General features: G+C 65.6%; 23 protein-coding genes. 3 read left to right on the top strand and 20 right to left on the bottom strand.

Annotation, left to right across the window (positions count from 1 at the left end):
* Positions 1-253: 253 nt before the first annotated feature.
* A complete protein-coding gene (murA, locus tag AWC12_RS25130) occupies positions 254-1,507 on the bottom strand; it encodes a UDP-N-acetylglucosamine 1-carboxyvinyltransferase (RefSeq protein WP_085177773.1) in 1,254 nt (417 codons plus the stop codon).
* A gap of 82 nt (positions 1,508-1,589) precedes the next feature.
* Between murA and AWC12_RS25125 the strand changes: the two genes are divergently transcribed.
* Complete coding sequence (locus tag AWC12_RS25125) at positions 1,590-2,165, top strand: cob(I)yrinic acid a,c-diamide adenosyltransferase (protein WP_085177757.1); 576 nt, start codon at positions 1,590-1,592, stop codon at positions 2,163-2,165.
* A 39-nt stretch (positions 2,166-2,204) separates the two neighbouring features.
* Here the strand turns inward: AWC12_RS25125 and AWC12_RS25120 are convergent, their stop codons facing one another.
* The 16 genes from AWC12_RS25120 to fadD1 all read right to left on the bottom strand — a co-directional run bounded on the left by AWC12_RS25120 (position 2,205) and on the right by fadD1 (position 16,755).
* Positions 2,205-2,651, bottom strand: a complete 447-nt coding sequence (locus tag AWC12_RS25120) for a DUF2550 domain-containing protein (RefSeq protein ID WP_024449296.1) — start codon at positions 2,649-2,651, stop codon at positions 2,205-2,207.
* A gap of 6 nt (positions 2,652-2,657) precedes the next feature.
* Complete coding sequence (locus tag AWC12_RS25115) at positions 2,658-3,023, bottom strand: F0F1 ATP synthase subunit epsilon (RefSeq protein ID WP_024449295.1); 366 nt, start codon at positions 3,021-3,023, stop codon at positions 2,658-2,660.
* Positions 3,024-3,086: 63 nt separating this feature from the next.
* Positions 3,087-4,514, bottom strand: coding sequence for a F0F1 ATP synthase subunit beta (gene atpD / locus AWC12_RS25110; RefSeq protein WP_024449294.1), 1,428 nt, complete (start codon positions 4,512-4,514; stop codon positions 3,087-3,089).
* Positions 4,515-4,539: 25 nt separating this feature from the next.
* Positions 4,540-5,472, bottom strand: coding sequence for a F0F1 ATP synthase subunit gamma (locus AWC12_RS25105; RefSeq protein ID WP_024449293.1), 933 nt, complete (start codon positions 5,470-5,472; stop codon positions 4,540-4,542).
* A gap of 25 nt (positions 5,473-5,497) precedes the next feature.
* The gene (atpA, locus tag AWC12_RS25100; protein WP_024449292.1) at positions 5,498-7,144 is read right to left on the bottom strand and encodes a F0F1 ATP synthase subunit alpha; all 1,647 of its coding nucleotides are present in this window, start codon (positions 7,142-7,144) and stop codon (positions 5,498-5,500) included.
* Between the two features lie 49 nt (positions 7,145-7,193).
* Positions 7,194-8,531 (bottom strand): F0F1 ATP synthase subunit B/delta, encoded by a 1,338-nt coding sequence (locus AWC12_RS25095; protein WP_085177755.1) that lies wholly within the window; start codon positions 8,529-8,531, stop codon positions 7,194-7,196.
* On the bottom strand, positions 8,532-9,047 hold the full coding sequence (locus AWC12_RS25090) for a F0F1 ATP synthase subunit B (RefSeq protein WP_085177753.1): 516 nt from the start codon (positions 9,045-9,047) through the stop codon (positions 8,532-8,534).
* 9 nt (positions 9,048-9,056) lie between these two features.
* Positions 9,057-9,302, bottom strand: coding sequence for a F0F1 ATP synthase subunit C (locus tag AWC12_RS25085; protein ID WP_024449289.1), 246 nt, complete (start codon positions 9,300-9,302; stop codon positions 9,057-9,059).
* 88 nt (positions 9,303-9,390) lie between these two features.
* Entirely contained in the window at positions 9,391-10,164 is a 774-nt protein-coding gene (gene atpB / locus AWC12_RS25080; protein WP_024449288.1) for a F0F1 ATP synthase subunit A, read from the bottom strand.
* A 10-nt stretch (positions 10,165-10,174) separates the two neighbouring features.
* Positions 10,175-10,621, bottom strand: a complete 447-nt coding sequence (locus AWC12_RS25075) for an ATP synthase subunit I (protein ID WP_024449287.1) — start codon at positions 10,619-10,621, stop codon at positions 10,175-10,177.
* A gap of 262 nt (positions 10,622-10,883) precedes the next feature.
* Positions 10,884-12,050 (bottom strand): glycosyltransferase family 4 protein, encoded by a 1,167-nt coding sequence (locus tag AWC12_RS25070; protein WP_051226963.1) that lies wholly within the window; start codon positions 12,048-12,050, stop codon positions 10,884-10,886.
* A 62-nt stretch (positions 12,051-12,112) separates the two neighbouring features.
* The gene (locus AWC12_RS25065; RefSeq protein WP_085177751.1) at positions 12,113-12,778 is read right to left on the bottom strand and encodes an L-threonylcarbamoyladenylate synthase; all 666 of its coding nucleotides are present in this window, start codon (positions 12,776-12,778) and stop codon (positions 12,113-12,115) included.
* Positions 12,779-12,791: 13 nt separating this feature from the next.
* A complete protein-coding gene (gene prmC / locus AWC12_RS25060) occupies positions 12,792-13,646 on the bottom strand; it encodes a peptide chain release factor N(5)-glutamine methyltransferase (RefSeq protein WP_024449284.1) in 855 nt (284 codons plus the stop codon).
* Positions 13,643-14,716: a peptide chain release factor 1 gene (gene prfA, locus AWC12_RS25055; RefSeq protein WP_024449283.1), complete on the bottom strand. Its 1,074-nt coding sequence runs from the start codon at positions 14,714-14,716 to the stop codon at positions 13,643-13,645. The genes prmC and prfA overlap by 4 nt, the downstream gene beginning before the upstream one ends.
* 84 nt (positions 14,717-14,800) lie before the next feature.
* A complete protein-coding gene (gene rpmE, locus AWC12_RS25050) occupies positions 14,801-15,025 on the bottom strand; it encodes a 50S ribosomal protein L31 (protein ID WP_024449282.1) in 225 nt (74 codons plus the stop codon).
* 149 nt (positions 15,026-15,174) lie between these two features.
* The gene (gene fadD1, locus AWC12_RS25045; RefSeq protein WP_085177749.1) at positions 15,175-16,755 is read right to left on the bottom strand and encodes a fatty-acid--CoA ligase FadD1; all 1,581 of its coding nucleotides are present in this window, start codon (positions 16,753-16,755) and stop codon (positions 15,175-15,177) included.
* Between the two features lie 96 nt (positions 16,756-16,851).
* Between fadD1 and AWC12_RS25040 the strand changes: the two genes are divergently transcribed.
* Positions 16,852-17,514, top strand: a complete 663-nt coding sequence (locus tag AWC12_RS25040; protein WP_024449280.1) for a TetR/AcrR family transcriptional regulator — start codon at positions 16,852-16,854, stop codon at positions 17,512-17,514.
* Positions 17,515-17,584: 70 nt separating this feature from the next.
* Here AWC12_RS25040 and AWC12_RS25035 read toward each other — a convergent pair whose 3' ends face one another.
* Positions 17,585-18,187, bottom strand: coding sequence for a maleylpyruvate isomerase family mycothiol-dependent enzyme (locus tag AWC12_RS25035; RefSeq protein ID WP_085177747.1), 603 nt, complete (start codon positions 18,185-18,187; stop codon positions 17,585-17,587).
* 72 nt (positions 18,188-18,259) lie between these two features.
* Between AWC12_RS25035 and AWC12_RS25030 the strand changes: the two genes are divergently transcribed.
* The gene (locus tag AWC12_RS25030) at positions 18,260-18,679 is read left to right on the top strand and encodes a MarR family winged helix-turn-helix transcriptional regulator (protein WP_085177745.1); all 420 of its coding nucleotides are present in this window, start codon (positions 18,260-18,262) and stop codon (positions 18,677-18,679) included.
* A gap of 41 nt (positions 18,680-18,720) precedes the next feature.
* On the opposite strand, the gene rho is transcribed toward AWC12_RS25030, so the two are convergent.
* Together rho and thrB are read right to left on the bottom strand one after the other, a co-directional pair.
* Positions 18,721-20,724, bottom strand: coding sequence for a transcription termination factor Rho (gene rho, locus AWC12_RS25025; RefSeq protein WP_085177744.1), 2,004 nt, complete (start codon positions 20,722-20,724; stop codon positions 18,721-18,723).
* 286 nt (positions 20,725-21,010) lie between these two features.
* Positions 21,011-21,955 (bottom strand): homoserine kinase, encoded by a 945-nt coding sequence (gene thrB, locus AWC12_RS25020; RefSeq protein ID WP_085177742.1) that lies wholly within the window; start codon positions 21,953-21,955, stop codon positions 21,011-21,013.
* Positions 21,956-21,960: the final 5 nt, after the last annotated feature.

The raw sequence follows: 21,960 nt of genomic DNA, 5'->3' as shown, positions 1-21,960 counted from the left end.
ACAAACGGGAAAATCCGGGGCACGACAAAAACAACAAACAAAAACCACCAAACACACTATTGAGTTCTCAAACAACAGAGCCCTGTTTCGGGCAACCCTGCCAGCTTACTTCATGTTGGCAAGGTGGTCAAGCCTGGCTATTCGGTCCGATCGATGTCCGATCGGACTGGCCTTCCGGCTTCTGGCGGAAATACTACGCCGTGTCGGCCGATGCCCCAAATGCCCAGTACAGAAGCTGTTTAGCCTCTCAACGCTACGCCACGCGCTCGATCTCTGCGCCCAATGCGACGAGATTTTCCACGAACTTCGGATACCCGCGGTCGATGTGAAAGACGTCGTGCACCTCGGTGTCGCCATCGGCGACAAGCCCGGCGAGCACCAGTCCGGCGCCGGCGCGAATATCAGAGGACCATACAGGCGCACTCGACAGTTGTGGGATACCGCGGACAACCGCGTGATGACCATCGGTTCGGGCGTCCGCGCCCAGCCTGATCATTTCCTCGACGAACCGGAATCGCGCTTCGAACACGTTCTCGGTGATCATCGACGTCCCGTCCGCGATCGCCGCCAAACCGATGGCCATCGGCTGTAAATCCGTCGGGAATCCGGGGAACGGCAGCGTCGCAACGTTCACAGCCTTCGGCCGTTCGTACTGGACAACGCGGAAGCCGTCATCGGTCTGCGTCACGGTCGCGCCGGCGTCGTGGAGTTTGTGCAGCACCAACTGCAGATGTGCCGGGTCGATACCGGTAACCGAAATGTCGCCCCGCGTCATTGCCGCAGCAATCCCCCACGTAGCTGCGACGATCCGGTCCCCGATCACTCGATGCTCAGTTGGATACAGGCGATCCACGCCGGTGATCGTAATCGTCGAGGATCCAGCGCCGGTGATCTGCGCACCCATCTGGTTGAGCATCGTGCAGAGGTCGACGACGTCCGGCTCCCTGGCCGCATTGTGAATCGTGGTGACCCCGTCGGCCAGCACCGCGGCCATCAGGATGTTCTCGGTGGCGCCGACCGAGGGGAACTCAAGCTGAATCTCCGCGCCATGCAGGTGATCGGCTTCGGCCACGACACAGCCGTGCTCGATATTGCACCGCGCACCCAGCTGTCTGAGGCCGGCCTGGTGCATGTCGAGAGGCCGCGACCCGATCGCGTCCCCACCCGGCAGGGCCACCTTGGCCTTCTTGCACCGGCCCACCAGCGGACCCAGAACACAAACCGAAGCTCGGAATTGGCGCACCGCGGCAAAGTCAGCGTCGTACTTCAGTTCATCCGGAGACGTGATGCGGACGGTGTCACCGTCGAGTTCGACCGTCGCACCGAGTCCGCGCAGGACCTCGGCCATCAACGGGACATCCAGAATGTCGGGGCAGTTGGTGATCGTGCTGGTGCCTTCGGCGAGCAGAGCGGCGGCCATCAGCTTGAGCACACTGTTTTTGGCGCCCCCAACAGCAACTTCACCCGACAACCGGCCACCGCCGGTCACCACGAATCGGTCGCTCACGCCGGTTAGTGTAAACAGCGCGGCGGACCATGTCAGGCTGCCGAGCCGCGGGCCTGCGGGGCAGCCCGGTACCGTTTCGACCATGGCAGTCCACCTGACGCGAATCTATACGCGGACCGGCGACGATGGCACAACGGGCCTGAGTGATTTCAGCCGAGTTTCGAAGAACGATGCACGCCTGGCGGCCTACGCCGACTGTGACGAAGTCAACGCTGCGATCGGCGTCGCGGTCGCGATGGGACACCCCGACGAGCGAATTCTTCCGGTCTTGCGACAGATTCAGAACGACCTGTTCGACGCGGGCGCCGACCTGTCGACGCCCGTGATCGAGAACCCGGAGTATCCGCCGCTGCGGATTCAGCAAAGCTACATCGACAGGCTCGAGGCATGGTGCGACGAGTTCAACGAGCCGCTACCGGCACTGAACTCGTTCATCCTGCCCGGCGGCACATCTTTGTCAGCGCTTCTGCACGTTGCCCGGACCGTCGCACGACGAGCGGAAAGATCTGCCTGGCAAGCCATCGACACTCATGGCGACTCAGTGAGCGTGCTTCCTGCGAAGTACCTCAACAGACTGTCTGACCTGCTGTTCATTCTGTCGCGGGTAGCCAATCCCGACGGCGACGTTCTGTGGCAACCGGGAGGAAAGCGGCAGTAGGAGCGCAAGTCGTTAGAACTCCGTAGGACCGCGAATCTCTCAATAGGACCGGCGCCGCGTCCGCGGCGACGGCCGTGATTCCAGCCATGAGGTGAAGGCTGTCAACGCCCCCCGATCCAGCGCGATTTCGTAGCCGCGGCCGCGTTCCGGACCGGTGTCACGCAACTCCAGGACGACGATCTCGTCAGTCATGATGTCGAATTCATCCCCGCGCGGCGCCCTCCGGGATACCACCTCGAGGCCACGCCGGGTCAACGTGCGATCTGGCCACCAACGCAAACTTGAAAGTCGGTAGAAACCAGCCTCACCGCCGCGATAGCGCATCACACCGTGACGCCATCCGTGACCGCCGACCGCAGGGACATCCCGCAGGATCGCCGCCGTCCCACCCACTTGCCGCAACTTCCACAGCCGGTAGCTCAGAGCGACGACGACAAGCAGGAGCACACCGACGAGCGCGACCATGAACAGCATGGACGCGCTCATCGGCGGTCAGTCCAGTTGGCCGAGGGCGCGCAGACGCGCCCGACCCCATGCCGCGGTCCGCTCGTCGTCGGACTCTGAGTCCTGCTTTGCGCTGTCGGCGTTGATCTCCGATTCGAACTCGGCGTTCTCGACGAGGATCCGAACAGCTTCCTCGGTCACCGAGAGGAATCCGCCGTCGACCGCGATGCGCAGATCATCTTCGCCCTCGCGCTCGACGCGCACCATGGCGTCGTCGACGAGCTGCGCGACGAGCGGGATGTGCCGCGGCAGAATCCCGATCTCGCCCGCGGTGGTGCGGGTGAACACGAACGTCGCGTCACCCGACCACAACTCGCGCTCCACGGCGACGATCTCGACGTGCAATTCCGCCATGTCACACCACCTTCGAGGTTAAGCACAAGGGCTCAACCCATCTGTTCTTCGCGCGAGCGCTCATCACAGCTTGGCGCCGAGGCTCTCGGCCTTCTTCGCCAGGTCGTCGAGGCCACCGATGAGGAAGAACGCCTGCTCAGGCAGGTGATCGAAGTCGCCCTTGGTGAGCTTGTCGAAGGCCTCGATGGTCTCCTTCAGCGGCACCGTCGAGCCCGGCTGCCCGGTGAACTGCTCGGCCGCCATCATGTTCTGGCTCAAGAAACGCTCGATGCGGCGTGCCCGGTTCACCAGCTGCTTGTCCTCTTCGGCAAGCTCGTCGATACCGAGAATGGCGATGATGTCCTGAAGGTCCTTGTAGCGCTGCAGGATTCGGATAACTTCCTGAGCGACGCGGTAGTGCTCGTCACCGACCACTGCCGGGTCCAGAATCGTCGAGGACGACGCCAGCGGATCCACCGCCGGGAAGATGCCCTTCGAGAATACCGTACGAGAAAGCTCGGTGGTGGCGTCGAGGTGCGCGAACGTGGTGGCCGGTGCCGGGTCGGTGTAGTCGTCGGCGGGCACGTACACGGCCTGCATCGAGGTGATCGACTTGCCGCGGGTCGACGTGATGCGCTCCTGCAGCTCGCCCATCTCGTCGGCCAGCGTGGGCTGGTAACCCACCGCGGACGGCATACGGCCGAGAAGCGTCGAGACCTCGGAACCTGCCTGCGTGAACCGGAAGATGTTGTCGATGAACAGCAGCACGTCCTGGCCCTGCTCGTCGCGGAAGAATTCCGCCATCGTCAGTGCCGACAGGGCGACACGCATACGCGTGCCCGGCGGTTCGTCCATCTGACCGAACACCAGCGCGGTGTCCTTGAGCACATTGGCGTCCGCGAGCTCGACCCAGAGGTCGTTGCCCTCACGGGTGCGCTCACCGACGCCGGCGAACACCGAGGTACCGCCGAAGTTACGAGCAATACGGTTGATCATCTCCTGGATGAGGACCGTCTTGCCCACGCCGGCACCGCCGAACAGGGCGATCTTGCCGCCACGCACGTACGGGGTGAGCAGGTCGACGACCTTGAGGCCCGTCTCGAGCATCTCTGTGCGCGGCTCGAGCTCGGCGAAGGCCGGCGGCTTGCGGTGGATCGACCAGTGCTCGAAGTCCTTGCCGTAGCCGGGCTCGTCGAGGCAGTCACCGAGGGCGTTGAACACGTGGCCCTTGACGCCGTCGCCGACCGGAACCGAGATCGAGGTGCCGGTGTCGGTCACCTCGACACCGCGGACCAGACCATCGGTGGGCTGCATGGAGATGGTGCGCACCAGGTTGTCACCGAGGTGCTGCGCGACCTCCAGCGTCAGGGTCTTCGACAGCTCCTTGTAGGAGATGTCGGCATGCAACGCGTTGAACAGTTCAGGCACGGAGCCTCGCGGGAACTCCACGTCGACCACGGGGCCCGTGATGCGGACGACCCGGCCTGCGGTCTTCTCTGCGGTAGCAGTCATTTTCTCTTCGCTTCCTACGGGGCTTCTACTTGCTCGCGTCGGCGAGCGCGTTGGCGCCACCGACGATTTCGCTGATTTCTTGGGTGATCTGCGCCTGACGTTCCCGGTTCGCCGACAGCTTCAGTGCCTTGATCAGGTCGTCGGCATTGTCGGTTGCCGACTTCATGGCGCGCCGCCGGGAAGCCGACTCCGACGCGGCCGCCTCCAGCAGCGCCGCGTAGACGCGGGTCGCGATGTAGCGCGGAAGAAGCGCGTCGAACAGCGTTTCGGCACTCGGCTCGAACGAGAACAGCGTCTGAGGACCGTCCTCGGGCTGCTCGTCGCCTACGTACTCCACGACCATCGGAGCGATGCGCCGCGCGGCCGCCGACTGCGACAGCATCGACCGGAACTCCGTGAACACGATGTGCAGTTCGTCGACACCCAGGATGCCGTCCGCACCGGCGTCGTCGCCTTCGTCGTCGGCGCCGGACATGAAGGCCGTCACCAGGGTGTCGGCGATCTCCCGTGCATTCTCATAAGTGGGGCGCTCGGAGAAGCCTGACCACGACTCCACCACCTCGCGCTGGCGGAAGCTGAAGTAGCCCAGCGCCTTTCTCCCGACCGTGTAGAGAACCGGCTCCTTGCCTTCTTCGCGCAGCAGCGAGAACAGCTCTTCGGACTGACGCAGCACGTTGGCGTTGTACGCACCGCACAGCCCGCGATCGGACGAGACCACCAGCACCGCTGCGCGCCGCGGGTTCTCCCGCGGAACGAGCAGCGGATGGTCGAGCGCACTGGCGCTCGCAAGCTCGGTGAGCATGTTGGTGATCTCGGTGCTGTAGGGCCGAGCCGCCTCGACTCGGGCCTGCGCCTTGGCGATTCGCGATGTGGCGATCAGTTCCTGGGCCTTGGTGATCTTCTTGATCGACCCGGCGGAACGGATGCGCCCGCGTAGCTCGCGCAGTGTTGCAGCCATCTAGCTTCTCCAGACCCTCTCGGTCTTACTTCTTGGGCGCCGGCTTGCGGACCTTCACGGATTCCTTTTCGACGTCCGCTTCGTCCATGGCTTCGGCCTCGGCCTCGTTGACCACGACCGAGCTGCCGTCAGACGCCGAGAAGCCCTTCTTGAAGTCGTTGATGACGTTCGTCAGCTTCTCCTCGGTGTCCTCCGAGAGCTTCTTCGTCTCGCGGATCTCCTTGAGAATGTCGTCGTGCGACGCCTTCACGTGCTCGAGGACTTCCTGCTCGAAACGGGCGACGTCTTCGACGGGAACCGAATCCAGGTGGCCCTTGGTACCGAGGAAGATCGCGACGACCTGGTCCTCGACCGCATACGGCGTGTACTGGGGCTGCTTGAGCAGTTCCACCAGACGGGCGCCGCGATCCAGCTGAGCCTTCGACGCGGCATCGAGATCCGACGCGAAGGCCGCGAAGGATTCCAGCTCGCGGTACTGCGAAAGCTCCAGACGCAGCGAGCCCGCAACCTCTTTCATGGCCTTGATCTGCGCGGCGCCACCGACTCGCGACACCGACACACCGACGTTGATGGCCGGGCGCACACCCTGGTTGAACAGGTCGGACTCCAGGAAGCACTGGCCGTCGGTGATCGAGATGACGTTGGTCGGGATGAAGGCCGAGATGTCGTTGGCCTTGGTCTCGATGATCGGCAGACCGGTCATCGAACCGCCGCCGAGCTCGTCGGACAGCTTCGCGCAGCGCTCAAGCAGACGCGAATGCAGGTAGAACACGTCGCCGGGGAAGGCCTCACGGCCCGGCGGACGGCGCAGCAGCAGCGAGATCGCGCGGTACGCGTCGGCCTGCTTGGACAGGTCGTCGAAGACGATCAGGACGTGCTTGCCGTCGTACATCCAGTGCTGCCCGATGGCCGAACCGGTGTAGGGCGCAAGCCATTTGAAGCCCGCAGCGTCGGACGCCGGGGCCGCGACGATGGTGGTGTACTCCATCGCGCCGCCCTCTTCGAGGGCGCGCTTCACCGAGGCGATCGTGGTGCCCTTCTGGCCGATCGCGACGTACACGCAGCGCACCTGCTGCTTGGGGTCACCGGTTTCCCACGCCTGACGCTGATTGAGGATCGTGTCCACCGCGACCGCCGTCTTGCCGGTCTTGCGGTCGCCGATGATCAACTGACGCTGGCCGCGGCCGATCGGGGTCTGGCTGTCGATGGCCTTGATGCCGGTCTGCAGCGGCTCTGAAACGCCCTGGCGCTGAACGACGGACGGCGCCTGCAGCTCGAGGGCGCGACGCTCGGTGGATTCGATGTCGCCCTGGCCGTCGATCGGCTGACCAAGCGGGTTGATGACGCGTCCGAGGAAGGCGTCGCCGACGGGCACCGAGAGCACCTCGCCGGTCCGCTTGACCTGCTGGCCCTCTTCGATCTTCTCGAACTCGCCCAGGATGACCGCGCCGACGCTGTGCTCGTCGAGGTTCAGCGCGACGCCGAGGACGCCGCCGGGGAACTCGAGCAGTTCCTGGGTCATCACGGAGGGCAGGCCCTCCACGTGGGCGATGCCGTCACCGGCATCGATCACGGTGCCGATCTCTTCGCGGTCGGAATCGGCGGTGAAGGAGGAGACGTAGTCCTCGATCGCCCCTTCGATGTCGGAAGCGGAGATTGTCAACTCTGCCATGGGTTTTCGTCTTCCTGCCTTGGTGTTTGTTTTGCGCGAGTTCTGGGGGTCAGTCCGGCAGCCCTGCGCGGGCCGCGGCCAACCGCGATGAGATGGAGCCGTCGATGACCTCGTCGCCGACGGTGATCAGGAGACCGCCGAGAACCTCGGGGTCCACTTCGAGCTGGATCGACACCGGGGTGCCATAGATGCGGGTCAGCACCTCGGTGAGCCGGGTTCGCTGCTCGGCGGTCAGCTCAGCGGCCGCGGTGACCTGAGCGACGGCCTCGCCGCGACGGGTAACCGCCAGCTCGGCCAGGTCGTTGACCGCGTCATCGGCGGGTTCGCCGCGGAGCAGTTCGACCGTCTGCGTCAACAGGGCAGCCGCGGTGGCGTTCCCCCCGCCGCTGCCGTCGAGCACCTTCTTCAGCAGCTCGACACGCTTCTCGGTGGGCACCACGGTGTCGGAGAGGAGACGGCTCAACTCCGATTCGGCGTCCAATACGCGGCCGAAACGGAACAGCTGATCCTCGACCTCTTCGCTCTGCCCGTCACGCTCTGCGCGCACCAGCAGTGTCAGTCGCGACACGTGTTCGATGGCGTCCACGAGGTTCGCCTCGACCGACCAGCGTTGCGCTGCCGCCGTCTTCAGGATCTCCAGGGTGCTGCCGTCCACCTTGCCGTCGAACAGGCGCTCGACCATGCGCACCTTGGGTGCGGCGTCATCGGCCGGCTCGGCGAGGTGCTTGTTGAGCGCCGGCTCCTTCAGCAGAAGCTTTGCCACGGAGGCGAGTTCATCGGCCAGCGTGGTCAGCGCTGCACTGTCAGCGCCTTCAGCGACCGACTCGAACTTCTTGACCACCTCCGCCAGTGCCTCGCGGCTCGCCGCCCGCAGGTTCAACGACGCTCCGGCTTCCAACACCACGGGACTCGGCGCCATGTCGTCGAGTTCCTGCAGAAAGCGGTCGACGGTGGAGGCCTGCGCGGCCGGATCGGCGACGTAGTTGCGAACGATTTCTTCGGCCTTGTGTACCGACTCGGTGCCCAGGCCTGAGCGCAGCTGGCGGATCAGCTGCTGGCGCATCAGCTGAACCTGTTGCGCGCCTTGCGCCTTGATGCGCTCCGCCTCGGCATCGGCCTGCTCGGCGAGCTGAGCGGCGATTCGTTCCGAATCCTGCCGCGCCTCGTCGGTGACCTTCTGCCCGTCGGACTTCGCATCCGCGACCGCCTTGGCATGCATCGCGTCGGCATCAGCCAGCTTCTTGCTGGCTTCCGCGCTCTCGGCCAGTGCAATCCGTACCGCCTCCTGCTGCTTCTGCATCAGGTTGCGTACGGGTGGCACCACCCACTTCACGATGATGAAGACGATGACGGCAAAGCCGATCAGCTGTCCGATGAATGTCGACATCTACTGGCTCCCACCTGATTTCACGTCGACACGCAGGATCCGGCTCGCGAGCGTGGCCGACAGTCCGTCCACCGACGACTGCAGTTCCGACTGCGCGGCCGAACCCTGTTGCGAAAGTTGCTCGTCGGCTGTCTTCACGGTCTCGGCAACCTCACCGCTGGCCGTCGCGCGCTTCTCGTCGACGACCTGACGGCCGGCCACCCGAGCCTCGTCGCGGATTGACGAGGCCTCGCCGCGCGCCTCGGCCAAGGTCTTGTCGTAGTCTTCCCGGGCCGCAGCCACCTGTTCTGCCGACTTGCGATTGTCAGCGGCGGTCTTGGCCAGCATCGCCTCACGCTCGGCCAGCACCTTGCTGATCGGTGGCACAACCCATTTCGCGATCACGCCGAGCACGATCAGGAAGATGAGCAGCACGGCGAAAAAGGTGCCGTTGGGGAGCAGGAAGTTGCTTGTCCCGCCCCCCTCCTCCGCCGCGAGCGTGGCGGAGGCGAGGATCGTCGATGTCACTTCACCCATGTCGCTGAATTAGCCGACCGGCGTAGCGAAGACGAACAGTGCCATGAAGGCCAGGTTGATGAAGTAGGCGGCCTCGACCAGACCCACCGTGATGAAGAACGGTGTAAAGAGACGACCCTGGGCCTCCGGCTGCCGGGCGATGCCCGCGATCAGCGCGTTACCGGCGATACCGTCACCGATACCGGCGCCGATAGCACCGCCGGCCATGATCAGACCACCGCCGATGAGTGCGCCGGCAGCGATTGTGGGATCCATTTCCTATCCTCCTTGATATCTGGCAGAGGGTCTCTGCCAGGGGTTTATGTGGTCCTAACGGCAAGTGGTCATGCGTGTGTCAGTGCGCTCAGTGGTCTTCGTGGTCGAGCTCCATCGACTGGCTGAAGTACAGGATCGTCAACAGCGAGAAGATGAATGCCTGGATCAGGCCCACGAACAGGTCGAAGGTCTTCCAGATCGCGTTCGGCGCCCACTGGATGTACCAGGGGAACATCGCGATCAGAGCGACGAGGATGCCGCCGGCGAAAATGTTGCCGAAAAGTCGGAGTGCCAGCGAGATCGGCTTGGCCAGCTCTTCGACGATGTTGATCGGCGCGAGGAACGCGACGTGCCCCTTCACGACCTTGATCGGATGGCCGATGATGCCGCGACGCCAGAAACCGGCGGCGTGGTAGGCGAGGAACACGAACAGCGCCAACGCGAGCACGAAGTTGATGTCGGAGGCGGGCGGCTTGTAGAGCTCGCCTGCGGCACCGTCGGATCCCCCGTACTGCAGCGGCAGCACGGCCAGCCAGTTCGAGATCAGGATGAAGACGAAGATTGCCACGGCCAGCGGGAGAACGAACGGCGCCACCTTCATGCCGATGGCCTGCTCGATCTGGCCGCGCATCTGAATGGTCAGCGCTTCCCAGAACAGCTGGACGCCACCCGGTACGCCGGTCGAGGTCACCTTGGACTTGAGGTAGAACGCAAGGGCGATGACGATCACCGCGGTGATGGCGGTGGCGAGGATGGTGTCCCCGTTGAACGTCATGCCGAAAAGCTCGAACACCAGCGTGTGATGCCCGACGTGGATGGGCGCTCCACCTTCCTCAGCGGCGAGGACAGTCATCTGCGTCATGGGGGTTAGCTCAATCCTTCGCTTCCGTGTCTGCCACGTTGAGCCCCTCGCTACGAATCTTGCGCAGCACCGGGATGCTGGTGCTCATAACCAGCAATGCCTGGAAGATCGCGAGGCCGAACAACACCGCGATACCACCGTTGGTCCTGAAGATGAAGGCGACTGTCAGCGCGATCGCCGTGATGACCAGCAGCCGCGTCGCCGAGTTGAGTGCCATCTTCTTCTTGAGCGGATGGTCTTCGGCGGTGATGCTCTCGACCGCTCGGCGCACCAGGAGTGCGTTGATCAAGCCGAGACCGAGGCCGACCCCGAAGAAAGCGCCGTAAAGGATGTTGCCGCCGAACCCGGCAGCCACCAGAGCCAGCGCGGTCAGGGCCGCACAGATGATCGCCAGGCGCACTGGCCTGAAAGCAACGGACGGAAACACCAACGGCGCGTCTTGCGCTGGCGTCGTCACTGCTTCACCTCAATCCCGCGGTCGTCAACGGAGCTTGTCCCGATGATCCTGTGCGTGGCGCCCGTAGCGTATCGGAGGGCGACAAGCGCGCTGGAATCACCCAAGGGGCAGCTCCCTGTTTCGGTCAAAATGTCGGTCGTTGTTCCGTTCCGGCCGGTGCAAGAACGATTGCTCCGAACGGCACGGGGGCCGGCAACCCGCGAGGTCTTTTCGGGTTCTGCCTGAACCTTAACACATGGTGAGAGCCACAAAAGCTGGCCTACTACTTTTTGTCGTATATGCCGTCGACGGGCTCGTTACCGCGCCTCAACAGCGGTATCAGCGTCACCACCACTGCGACCACGATGGCGCACACCATGACGATCGCGGTATGTCGTGGATCGAAGAAGATCGTGCTCGCCGCCCCGAGCGCGACGATGCCGACCCAGAGGTAGATCAGCAGGACCACTCGCCGATGTGAATGACCGATCTCCAGCAGACGGTGATGCAGGTGCATCTTGTCGGGGCTGAACGGGCTTAGGCCTTTGCGGGTGCGCCTGATGATGGCGAGCAGCATGTCGAGCGCAGGCACGAACACCACGGCGACGACGAGCAGGAACGGGGACAGCAGCGCGAAAACGTCGCGTGCCCCGTACGCGGTCTGTGAGATCGGGCCCGCTGCGGTGGTCGCCGCCGCGGCCAGCATCAGGCCTATCAGCATCGACCCCGAGTCCCCCATGAATATCCGGGCTTTGTGAAAGTTGTGCGGGAGAAATCCCAGGCACGCGCCCGCGAGAACGACCGAGATCACCGCGGGTGGGTAGAACAGCACGTCTCCGCCGTGATCGCGCAGCAACCCGACCGAGAAGATGCAGATGGCCGACGCGGTGATCAGCCCCAGACCGGCCGCCAGGCCGTCGAGGCCGTCCACGAAGTTCATCGCGTTCACGAGGGCGACCGTGAATGCCAGGGTCAGAAGAATGGACGCGACCTGGTCGAGGACGATCGTGCCGACGCCGCCGATGGGTATGTAGAGAACGCTCCAGGCAACACCCATGGTGACGAGGACGCTCGCCGCGGTGATCTGTCCCGCGAACTTGGTCAGCGCGTCGAGCCCCCACCGGTCGTCGATCAGCCCCACGACCATGATCAGTCCGCCCGCGACGACGACTGCCGGCAGCCCCGAGGAGTAGACGAACCCGCGGGTCAGCGCAGGCAGCTGCGATGCGAGAAGCACTGCCGCTGCCACCCCGACGTACATGGCGAGGCCGCCCATCCGCGGGATCGGCTGCAGGTGCACGTCGCGTGCACGGGGCTTGGCCACCGCACCCCAGCGGGTCGCAAGCACCCGGACCCAACCCGTTGCGAGGTAGGTGATGATCGCCGCGGTCAGTCCTACCAGTGCGAGCTCGCGCAACGGCACACCCGCACCGCGGTCGGAGAGCGCCATCAGGCTCTCCCCCGCCTGCGTGGCGGTGATCGTCGCTGAACCCAGGTGCACAGAACTCCAGATCAGTCGGTCTGGTCGGTGAGGGTTCCCGCCTCGACACCCAGCACATCCGCGATGGCCTCGAGCGTCACCGGCCCCTGCCGCAACACCCGCGGGTGCGCGCCGGTCAGATCCACAATGGTCGATGCGGCCTTCTGTTCGGCCGGACCGCCGTCGAGGTAGACCTCGACGAGGTCACCGAGTTGGTCGCGGGCCTGCTCTGCGGTGACCGATGCGGGCCTGCCGGAGATGTTGGCGCTCGATACGGCCATCGGGCCGACCTCGCGCAGCAGTTCGATGGCCACCGGGTGCAGGGGCATCCGGAGCATCACGGTGCCGTTCGCGTCGCCGAGATCCCATTGCAGGGACGGAGCCTGGCGCACGACCAGGCTCAGCGCACCGGGCCAGAAGGCGCGGATCAGCTCTTTGGCGCTGTTGGGGACGGAGTAGACGAGTCCCTGGATGGTGTGCCACGAACCGACCAGCACGGGGACCGGCATGTCGCGTCCCCGGCCCTTGGCCGCCAGCAGCGACGCCACCGCCTCTCCGTCGAACGCGTCGGCGCCGATGCCGTAGACGGTGTCGGTGGGCATCACGACGAGACGGCTCCCTTTGAGGGCGCTGATCGCCGACGCGATTCCCGCCTCCCGCTGCGCCGGATCGGTGCAGTCGAACAACGCTGCGCTCATGCCAGCCAGCCTCTCACCCGGCCCGCACCGCGGTCACGAAACGTGGCCTGCCGGCCAGGTCGTGTCGCGCCGTGACGTCGACGAAGTCGCCCGTGCGGACGAAAGCGTCGACCGTGTGCTGCGACGTGGTGTCGTCGTGCTCGACCGCACAGATGCCACCGGGCTTCAGCAGGCGTGCCGCTACACCGGCGAGGCTGTCGATGATGGTCATCCCGTCCGGCCCGCCGAACAGTGCGTGCGCCGGATCATGCTGCGCCACTTCGGGTTCCAGCTCGCTGCCGTCCGGGATGTAGGGCGGGTTGCAGACCAGCACGTCCACGGCCGCGTCGAGATCGTCGAGCACGCCGGCACTCATGACGTCGGCGCGGCGAACTTCGACGGTGGTGCCCGCGGTGTTGCGCCGGGCGTAGGCAAGGGCCTCGTCGGAGTCGTCGACGGCGACGACGCGCGCGTTCGTCACGCTGTGAGCCAGTGCGAGCGCCAGCGCGCCCGATCCGGTGCACAGGTCGACGATCACCGGTGCCGATGAAAACGACTGCGCGAGAACCCATTCCAGCAGGGATTCGGTTTCTGGCCGCGGCACGAACACGCCGGGCCCCACCTGCACGGCGATCGGCCCGAAGGCCGCGGTGCCCGTGAGGTGCTGCAGGGGGACGCGTTGCGCCCGCTGTGCGACGAGGCCCCGGTAGCGGGTTTCGAATTCGGTGTCGGGCTCTAGAAAGGCGACTCGCCAACGGTCGATGCCCGCCACGTGGGCCGCCAGCAGTTCGGCGTCGACCCGTGGCGATCCGACACCTGCGGCGGCCAAAACGTCCGCGGCCTCGGCGATTACCTGACGCATCGTCACGCGCCGTTCGGCTACGGTCATGTGTTCTGTAGCCGGGTCTGCTTGTCGGCTTCAGCCAACGCGTCGAACAACGGATCCAGGTCACCGTCGAGAACCTGGTCGAGGTTGTGCGACTTGTAGTTGATGCGGTGATCGGCGATCCGGTTCTCGGGGAAGTTGTAGGTGCGGATCCGCTCGCTGCGATCCACGGTGCGAATCTGGCTGGCGCGGTCGGCGGACGCGTCGGCCTGGGCCTGCTCCTCGGCCAACGCCTGTAGACGCGCGGCGAGTACCTGCATCGCGCGCGCCTTGTTCTGCAGCTGAGAGCGTTCGTTCTGGCAGGTCACCACAATCCCGGTCGGCAGGTGGGTGATGCGCACGGCGGAGTCGGTGGTGTTCACGCCCTGGCCGCCTTTGCCGGACGACCGGTAGACGTCGATGCGCAGGTCGGATTCATCGATCTGCACCTGCTCGACCTCGTCGGGTTCGGGATAGACGAGGACGCCCGCGGCCGAGGTGTGTACGCGGCCCTGGGATTCGGTGACCGGCACCCGCTGCACGCGGTGTACCCCGCCCTCGAATTTCAGCCGCGCCCACACGCCGTCTGCCGAATCGCCCTTGCTGCGGATGGACAGCGTCGCGTCCTTGTAGCCGCCGAGATCCGAGCCGGTCTCACCGAGCATGGTGACTGTCCATCCGTGGCGTTCCGCGTAACGGGTGTACATGCGCGCGAGGTCGGCGGCGAACAGCGCTGATTCCTCGCCGCCTTCGCCGGATTTCACCTCCAAAACGATGTCGTCGGCATCGTGGGGATCACGCGGTGCAAGCAGATCGGTCAGCTGCCTGTCCAGCGTCGCCACTGTCGACGTCAGCTCCTCGACCTCGGCGGCAAACGACGAGTCGTCGGCGGCCAGTTCGCGCGCCGCTTCGAGGTCTCCGCGCGCAGCGTCGAGCTTGCGGAATGTCGCGACGATCGGCGAGATCTGAGCAAAGCGCCGGCCCACCTTGCGGGCGGCGCCGGCGTCGGCGTGCAGGTCGGGGTCGGACAGACGCTGCTCGAGCTCCCCGTACTCGGCCAGAATCGCCTCGATCGCTGGTGCGGTCTCGGTCATCTCGCCTTCCCTGTGTCGAACCTGAATGCGCGAAACGGCGCCCGGCCTGCGCGTAGAGCGGCAGAGCGGGCGCCGTTGTGGCGGCTATTTGTCGGCAGCAGCCTTGCGTTTGCCGTAGCGCTTCTCGAAGCGGGCGACGCGGCCGCCGCTGTCGAGGATCTTCTGCTTGCCGGTGTAGAACGGGTGGCACTGCGAGCAGACCTCGACCGTGATGTTTCCGCTCTTCTTCGTGCTGCGCGTGGTGAAGCTGGCACCGCAACCACACAGCACGGTGGTCTCGACGTAGTCAGGGTGAATGCCTGATTTCATGGTTTCCTCTTCAATCGTGGGACCCGGGTCGCCCTACCCGCACCGACCAATTTCGGGCTGGGAGGCTGCGGCGTGAACCGGAACCGAGGTGACGGCGGTCCATTATGCCAAATCAACCGCCAGCAGCCTAAACGTCCATTCGGAGGCTGCTATTCCTTGCCCGGGACTGCTCGATAGACGCGGCCGTCGCGCTTCCACAACGTCCGTCCGGCGGGGTCGGTGCCCATGGCGACAAGCTCACGTTTGACCACCTTGTTGGTGGCGGTGCTGGGCAGATCGTCGGCTATCCAGACATGCCGTGGCCACGCCTTCGGCGACAGATCGGGCTGGTCGGCGAGAAACGCGCCGAACTCCTCCGGGGTGAGCGTGGCTTCGTCCTGCAGCACGATCGCGGCCATCACCTGGTCGCCGACATGGTCGTCGGGAACGGGATACACCGCCACCCTGCTGACGGCGGGCAGCCGGATCAAAATGCGCTCGATCGGCGCCGATGTCATGTTCTCGCCGTCGACCCGCATCCAGTCGGCGGTGCGACCCGCGAGGTAGATCCAGCCGTCGGCGTCCCGGTAGGCCAGATCACCGGACCAGAACATGCCGTGCCGCATCCGCTCGTCGGTCGCGCCTTCGTCGTTGTAGTAGCCGGCGAACATGCCGGCGCCTTGGGTGTTGACCAATTCCCCGATCGCGTCGTCGCCGTTGACCAGCGCGCCGTGTTCGTCGAACTCGGCGACCGCGCACTCGGTGAGGGTCTCCGCGTTGTAGATGGCCACGCCCGGAAATCCCTTCCCGATCGAGCCGGGGGGACAGCCGTCCTCGCGCGTCACCGTCACCGCGTTCTCCGTCGACCCGAACCCGTCCCAGACTTCGCAGCCGAAACGTCGCGCGAACTCCGCGATGTCCCTGTCACTGGCTTCATTGCCGAACGCGACGCGCAGCGGGTTGTCGATGTCGTCGGGTTTCTCGGGGGTGGCCAGGATGTAGGCCAGCGGCTTACCCACGTAGTTCATGTACGTGGCGCCGTATCGGCGGATGTCGTCGACGAACCCGGACGCGGTGAACTGCGCAGGCGCCATCGCGGCGCCTGAATTCAGGCCGACAGACCACCCGGCGAGGACGGCGTTGCTGTGGAACAGCGGCATGGAGAGGTAGCAGACGTCCTCGGGGGTGAGCTCGTAGCGGCCTGCCAGCGCCGCGCCGGCGAGCAGCACCATCGCGTGCATCATCTTGACGGCCTTGGGGTCGCCGCTGGTTCCCGATGTGAAGATCAGCATGTAGGTGTCGGTGGCGGCCACCTCGCGGTGCGGCGTGAGTTCGCCGGCGTCCGAGGTCAGCTGAACCCACTCGGGGCTGCCCGCGACGAGCACCCGCACGCCGGTCAGGTCCAGTCCGTCGAGCAGGTCGCGATGGGCGTCGTCGGTGACGAGGATCTGGCAATCGGCTCTGCGGATGTCGCGGGCCAACGCCTCGCCGCGGCGGGTGTTGTTGATGCCGCACACGACGTAGCCGCCGAGCCCGGCTGCCGCCATCGCGGTCAGCATGTCCGGGGTGTTGCCCAGCAGAACGCCGACGTGCACCGGACGCCCCGGATCGGCGATGGCGATCAGCGCGGCAGCCTGCGCCGCGGCCTCGGCGAGGTGCTCCCGCCAGGTCCAGGTCCGGCCGTCGTACTTCATCGCGACACCGTCGTCGGCCGCACGTTCCCGCAGCAGTTGCTGAACTGTCTCGGCCAATCCGCCCTCCGCACTGTGAACAGTTTCAAACTTCTGTCTACATTCCGACCGCGCGCAGCCTACCTCAGCCACGACGCGGCGTTCATTTGCGAAGATATGTCGATGAGCGTGGGCGCCGTAGCCAATCCAGTACCGGGTCGCGAAACCGATCCGGCGGTCAAACCCGAGACGCGGCCCGTCCGGGATCGGCTGATCGATGCCGCCGAACAGTGTTTGATGGCCAAAGGGATTCGCGCAACGACCGTGTCCGAGGTGGCTGAGGTGGCAGGCGTCAGCCGCGGTTGGCTTTACCGCCACTTTCCCGACAAGGCCGAGCTGCTGGGCGCCGCGATCGTGCGACTCAACGACGCGTTCTGGACGGGCTCACGCACCCGCCTCGACGAGGTCGAAGGGCTCGACGAGCAGATCGCCGTCGGCGTCGGACTGGCGCGCAAAGAGTCCGAGACGCCAGGCGCCCTCGTGCTCAAGCTGCGCCAGGAGGAGCCCGAAGCGTTCACCGCGTGCGTCGGACTCGGCGTCCGCGGACTCATCCCGGAGATCGCCGCGTTCTGGGAGTCCTACGTTCAGGCCGCGATCGACCGAGGCGAGATCCATCCCGACACCGACAAGGCCGAAGCAGCTGAGTGGATCGCGCGGATCATGATGAGCCTGGCGACCGTGCCCGGCGAGCAGTGCAACGTCGATGACCACGACTCGGTCCTGCGGCACGCTCGGCGCTACATCGTCGCGGCGTTGCGCAGCGACCCGGCGGCGAGCTGACGTCCGGCGCTCGTTTCGGACTGCGCCGAGCCGGGGTTGTGGATCCGGGCTCAAATCCCGACTCGGAACCTCAGTTCGGCGAGTTGTTCAGGGCGACGTGGCGGCCGGTCATCACCATGAGGAGATCTGCGATGGGCGCCGACACGGTGCGCCCTTCGCCGACGGCGAAGTCCGCGTCGGTGGCGACGAGCCTCACGCCTGCCAACCGTTTCCGCGCCCGGAAGGGAAACCCCATACTCCACACTCGCTGCGCGGCCGCGACCGCCGCGTCGGTGGGCATGGGTCGCTCGATGCCCAGCGGCACACAGATGTCCTGACCGTGGACGAGCACGTCGATGAGCGGCTCCAGTTCCGTCGTGCCCGGCGGATGCCTGCGCGATCCCGCCGATTCGCGCAGGCTGGCCGCGAGCTCCCCAGGTGACCGGGTGTCGGTTTTCGCCAGTCGATCCACGATCGCGTTGAACCGAAATCCGCTGCGCACGGCCTCGAGCAGCATTCGCGGCGCGCTCAGCGTGGAGTGTGTGAGATGGGCGGCGACGTTGCGGACGGTCCAGCCGGCGCAGAGCGAGGGCGTGTCCCAGATTTCCGGCCCCCGGGTGTCGATCGTCTCGAACAGGTCCGCCATCTCCAGCCGCTGCTGCTGAATGTGTCGCCACACGCTGTCGCGGTCCATGCCGCCCCCCCGAGGGTTGATTAGTCAGGAACACTGACGAATATAGTCAGGGCTTCGTACTAAAGTCAACGCATGGTCGAGCAGCCGGGAACCGCGGTGTTGATGTTCATGGCCCACCGCGACGTCGAGAGCCGGGTGATGACGACGCTGGCACGAGAGGGCTTCGACGACATCACCGTTGCCCAGTCCCGGCTGATGCAGCGACTGGATCCGGCAGGCATCCGACTGACCGAGCTCGCCGAACAGGCGCGGGTCACCAAACAGACGGCCGGGGCACTTGTCGATCAGCTGGAACGAGCAGGCTACGTCACGCGCGAACCCGACCCCAGCGACGCGCGGGCCCGACTGGTGACGTTGAGCGATAAGGGCGCCGCGGTGTGCCGACGCGCAAACGCCGAGGTTGTCCGAATCGAGGCGGAATGGCGAAAGCAGCTGGGCGACAAGGTGTTCGACACCATGCGCGCAGCACTCCTACGAGTGACTTCGGTGTAGTTGGTCACGCTCTAGTTGACCAACTACGCCCGAATCACCGATCAGTCGTCGCCGTTACCGCCGGGGGTGTTCTTCGAGACCTGAACTAGGAACTCGTAGTTGTTCTTGGTCTTGCGCAATTGGCTCATCAGCAGATCGATGGCCTGGTGCGGATCGAGACCCGACAGCACACGGCGCAGCTTGTGCACGATCGCGAACTCGTCGGGCGAGAGCAACAGCTCGTCCTTGCGGGTGCCGGATGGGTTGACGTCCACCGCGGGGAACACGCGACGCTCGGCGATCTTGCGGTCGAGCTTGAGCTCGGCGTTACCGGTGCCCTTGAACTCCTCGAAGATCACCGTGTCGCCCGTCGAACCGGTCTCGACCATCGCTGTGGCGATGATCGTCAGAGAACCGCCCTCTTCGATGTTGCGCGCCGCACCGAGGAAGCGCTTCGGCGGATACAGCGCCGTCGAGTCGACACCACCGGAGAGGATGCGGCCCGACGCCGGCGACGCGTTGTTGTACGCGCGGCCCAAGCGGGTGATCGAGTCGAGCAGCACAACGACGTCCTTGCCCTGCTCCACCAGGCGCTTGGCGCGCTCGATCGCGAGCTCGGCGGCCTGTGTGTGGTCTGACGGGGGGCGGTCGAAGGTGGAGGCGATGACCTCACCCTTGACCGAACGCTGCATGTCGGTTACCTCTTCGGGGCGCTCGTCGACGAGCACCACCATGAGGTGGCATTCGGGGTTGTTGCGGGTGATCGCGTTCGCGATGTCCTGCATGATCGTCGTCTTACCGGCCTTCGGCGGCGACACGATCAGCGCGCGCTGGCCCTTGCCGATCGGCATGATCAGGTCGATCACGCGCGTGGTCAGCTTGTCGCCGCTGGTCTCAAGACGCAGCCGCTGATTCGGGTACAGCGGGGTGAGCTTGGTGAACTCGGGACGCTTCTTGGCGTCCTCGACCGGGCCGCCGTTGACGGTGTCGAGGCGCACCAGCGGGTTGAACTTCTGGCGCTGGTTCGCCTGCTCCCCCTCTTTGGCGACGCGGACGGCTCCGGTGACGGCATCGCCGCGACGCAGACCGTTCTTGCGCACCATGTTCATGGAGACGTAGACGTCGTTGGGGCCCGCCAGGTATCCCGACGTGCGGACGAATGCGTAGTTGTCGAGTACGTCGAGGATGCCGGCTACCGGCTGGACGACATCGTCCTCGCGCAGCTCGGTGTCGCGGTCAGCGCCGCCACCACCGCCGCCGTCGCCCCCACGCTCGCGGCGGCGGCGATCGCGGAACCGGCGGCCACGCCGGCCCTGCCGACCGTCGCCGTCCTCGTCGTTATCGCCTCCGCGGTTGTTGTCGCCACCCCGGTTGTTGTCGCCACCGCGGTTGCGGTTCTGGCCACCCTGCTGGTCGTTGTCACCGCGGTTGTCGGACCCGGAGTCGGCCTTCGCGTCCTGGTTGCCCTGGTTTGCCTTGGCGTCGCGGTTGTCCTCGCGACCGCGATCGTCCTGTCCTACCCTCTTGCCCCGGCCGGGCTGCTCACCGGCCTCGGGCTGCTGGGTGTCGGCGGTTGCCGTGCCCTTCTCGGGAGCCTGATCCTTGCCCGCCTGGTCACCGCCGGTGGGGCCGCCCTGCTCGCGGGAAGCTCCGCGGCGTTCGCGGCGCCGCGGCTGCGCCTCGGCCGCCTGATCGGCCTGCGCCTCAGCAGGAGCACTCGCGGCCTCGGCAGAAGCGCTGGCGGTCTCGGCGGAGACATTCTTCGGCGCGGACGTCCCGTTGGAGTCGGCGCGACGCTCCTTGATGGCAGCGATCAGTTCGCTCTTGCGCATCCCGGAGGCGCCTTCGATGCCGATCTCCTTGGCGAGAGCGCGCAGTTCAGGCAGGACGAGGCTGGTCAGCGCTCCACGTCGGGCGGGGGCCGCCGCAACCGCGGAAGTATCCGCAGCGGGCGCAGCCGCGGGGGCGCCAGCATCTGCGGGAGTCGTGATGTCTGCAGTCACGGTGTTCGGCAGCGCGCCGTTTTCGGTGCTGTCACCAGCCGTGATGAGGTCCGTATCAGTCACGGATTTCCTTTCTTCCCTCGCTGATCGAGTCACGCGGGGGTTCAGTGCGCTCAGCCAATCTGCTGAGCGCCTAGGTCACACCATTGCCACTGCAACGGTGATCGCCGGGCTTCGCCGGGATACGGCGAACCGTCAGTCCACAAGTTTGAACACCTGAAAGAAGAGTCGTCCTAGTGTCGGCGCAGGTGAAGAAGCTGCGATTGCTGGACGACAGCGAGAATAACCCGCATCCGATTCGGAAGCAAGAAACGGCGTGATTCGCATGTTGCCGGTGTTACTCGCTGGACTAGCTGCCTACAGCAACACCCGACGTCCACGTGACGCCCTGACCGATCGACCTTCTGTTTACCGCGAACCCGTTCTCCCTGCCGTATTCCACGGCTTCTTCGGGCAACTCCGGTTCGGTGCTCAACGCCAGCACTGCAGGTCCAGCGCCTGATAGCACTGCCGACACACCACAACGCCGAAGCACCGCCAAGTATTCCGCTGATGCCGGCATCGCCGCGGCCCGCTGCGGCTGATGCAGCACGTCCTCGGTCGCGACCATCAGCAGATCGGGCCGTTCGGTCAACGCCACGACCAGCAGCGCTGCCCGGCTCAGATTGAAGCGCGCATCGGTGTGCGCGACGTGGTCGGGCAGAAGTACGCGGGTTTCGGCGGTCGACGAACGCTCCTGCGGGATCGCGGTGAACACGGTGATGTCCGGGTGTAGGCGAATCGAGGCTGCGGCGTACCTCGCCTCACCGCCGTGGCCCTCGGTCCACGCCACCACTGCCCCTCCGAGGACGGCGGCCGCAGCGTTGTCCGGGTGCCCTTCGAACTCCGACGAGACCTGCACCAACCGGTCCGTCGACATGGTGGACGAATCGATCTGTGCGGCAAGACCATTGGCGGCCGCGAGACCGCCGACCACCGCGGCGGCCGAGGAACCCAGGCCTCGGGAGTGTGGAATGTTGTTGCGGCAGCGCACGATCAGTCCGGGAGTCACCACCCCGTTTTCACGCAGTCCCCGTTCGATGGCGCGCACGACCAGATGAGACCCGTCGAGCGGAACCTGACCCGCACCTTCGCCCTCTACCTCGACGGTGAGACCGGATTCAGTTGTCTCCACCACGATTTCGTCGTACAGACTGACCGCCAACCCCATGCTGTCAAAGCCGGGTCCGAGATTCGCGCTGGAGGCAGGTACCTCGGCGGTCGCCGTCAGACCGGGCGGCAGGGTGCTGGTCACGTTGT

This window comes from Mycolicibacterium iranicum, assembly GCF_002101705.1.
In the GTDB taxonomy this organism is placed as follows: domain Bacteria; phylum Actinomycetota; class Actinomycetes; order Mycobacteriales; family Mycobacteriaceae; genus Mycobacterium; species Mycobacterium iranicum.
This window is presented reverse-complemented; position numbering and strand designations above follow the sequence as displayed.

Coding starts and splice junctions, on each gene's coding strand:
- AWC12_RS25125 (WP_085177757.1), top strand. CDS start 1,590: ATGGCAGTCCACCTGACGCGAATCTATACGCGGACCGGCGACGATGGC.
- AWC12_RS25120 (WP_024449296.1), bottom strand. CDS start 2,651: ATGAGCGCGTCCATGCTGTTCATGGTCGCGCTCGTCGGTGTGCTCCTG.
- AWC12_RS25115 (WP_024449295.1), bottom strand. CDS start 3,023: ATGGCGGAATTGCACGTCGAGATCGTCGCCGTGGAGCGCGAGTTGTGG.
- atpD (WP_024449294.1), bottom strand. CDS start 4,514: ATGACTGCTACCGCAGAGAAGACCGCAGGCCGGGTCGTCCGCATCACG.
- AWC12_RS25105 (WP_024449293.1), bottom strand. CDS start 5,472: ATGGCTGCAACACTGCGCGAGCTACGCGGGCGCATCCGTTCCGCCGGG.
- atpA (WP_024449292.1), bottom strand. CDS start 7,144: ATGGCAGAGTTGACAATCTCCGCTTCCGACATCGAAGGGGCGATCGAG.
- AWC12_RS25095 (WP_085177755.1), bottom strand. CDS start 8,531: ATGTCGACATTCATCGGACAGCTGATCGGCTTTGCCGTCATCGTCTTC.
- AWC12_RS25090 (WP_085177753.1), bottom strand. CDS start 9,047: ATGGGTGAAGTGACATCGACGATCCTCGCCTCCGCCACGCTCGCGGCG.
- AWC12_RS25085 (WP_024449289.1), bottom strand. CDS start 9,302: ATGGATCCCACAATCGCTGCCGGCGCACTCATCGGCGGTGGTCTGATC.
- atpB (WP_024449288.1), bottom strand. CDS start 10,164: ATGACGCAGATGACTGTCCTCGCCGCTGAGGAAGGTGGAGCGCCCATC.
- AWC12_RS25070 (WP_051226963.1), bottom strand. CDS start 12,050: ATGGCGCTCTCCGACCGCGGTGCGGGTGTGCCGTTGCGCGAGCTCGCA.
- AWC12_RS25065 (WP_085177751.1), bottom strand. CDS start 12,778: ATGAGCGCAGCGTTGTTCGACTGCACCGATCCGGCGCAGCGGGAGGCG.
- prmC (WP_024449284.1), bottom strand. CDS start 13,646: ATGACCGTAGCCGAACGGCGCGTGACGATGCGTCAGGTAATCGCCGAG.
- prfA (WP_024449283.1), bottom strand. CDS start 14,716: ATGACCGAGACCGCACCAGCGATCGAGGCGATTCTGGCCGAGTACGGG.
- rpmE (WP_024449282.1), bottom strand. CDS start 15,025: ATGAAATCAGGCATTCACCCTGACTACGTCGAGACCACCGTGCTGTGT.
- AWC12_RS25040 (WP_024449280.1), top strand. CDS start 16,852: ATGTCGATGAGCGTGGGCGCCGTAGCCAATCCAGTACCGGGTCGCGAA.
- AWC12_RS25035 (WP_085177747.1), bottom strand. CDS start 18,187: ATGGACCGCGACAGCGTGTGGCGACACATTCAGCAGCAGCGGCTGGAG.
- AWC12_RS25030 (WP_085177745.1), top strand. CDS start 18,260: ATGGTCGAGCAGCCGGGAACCGCGGTGTTGATGTTCATGGCCCACCGC.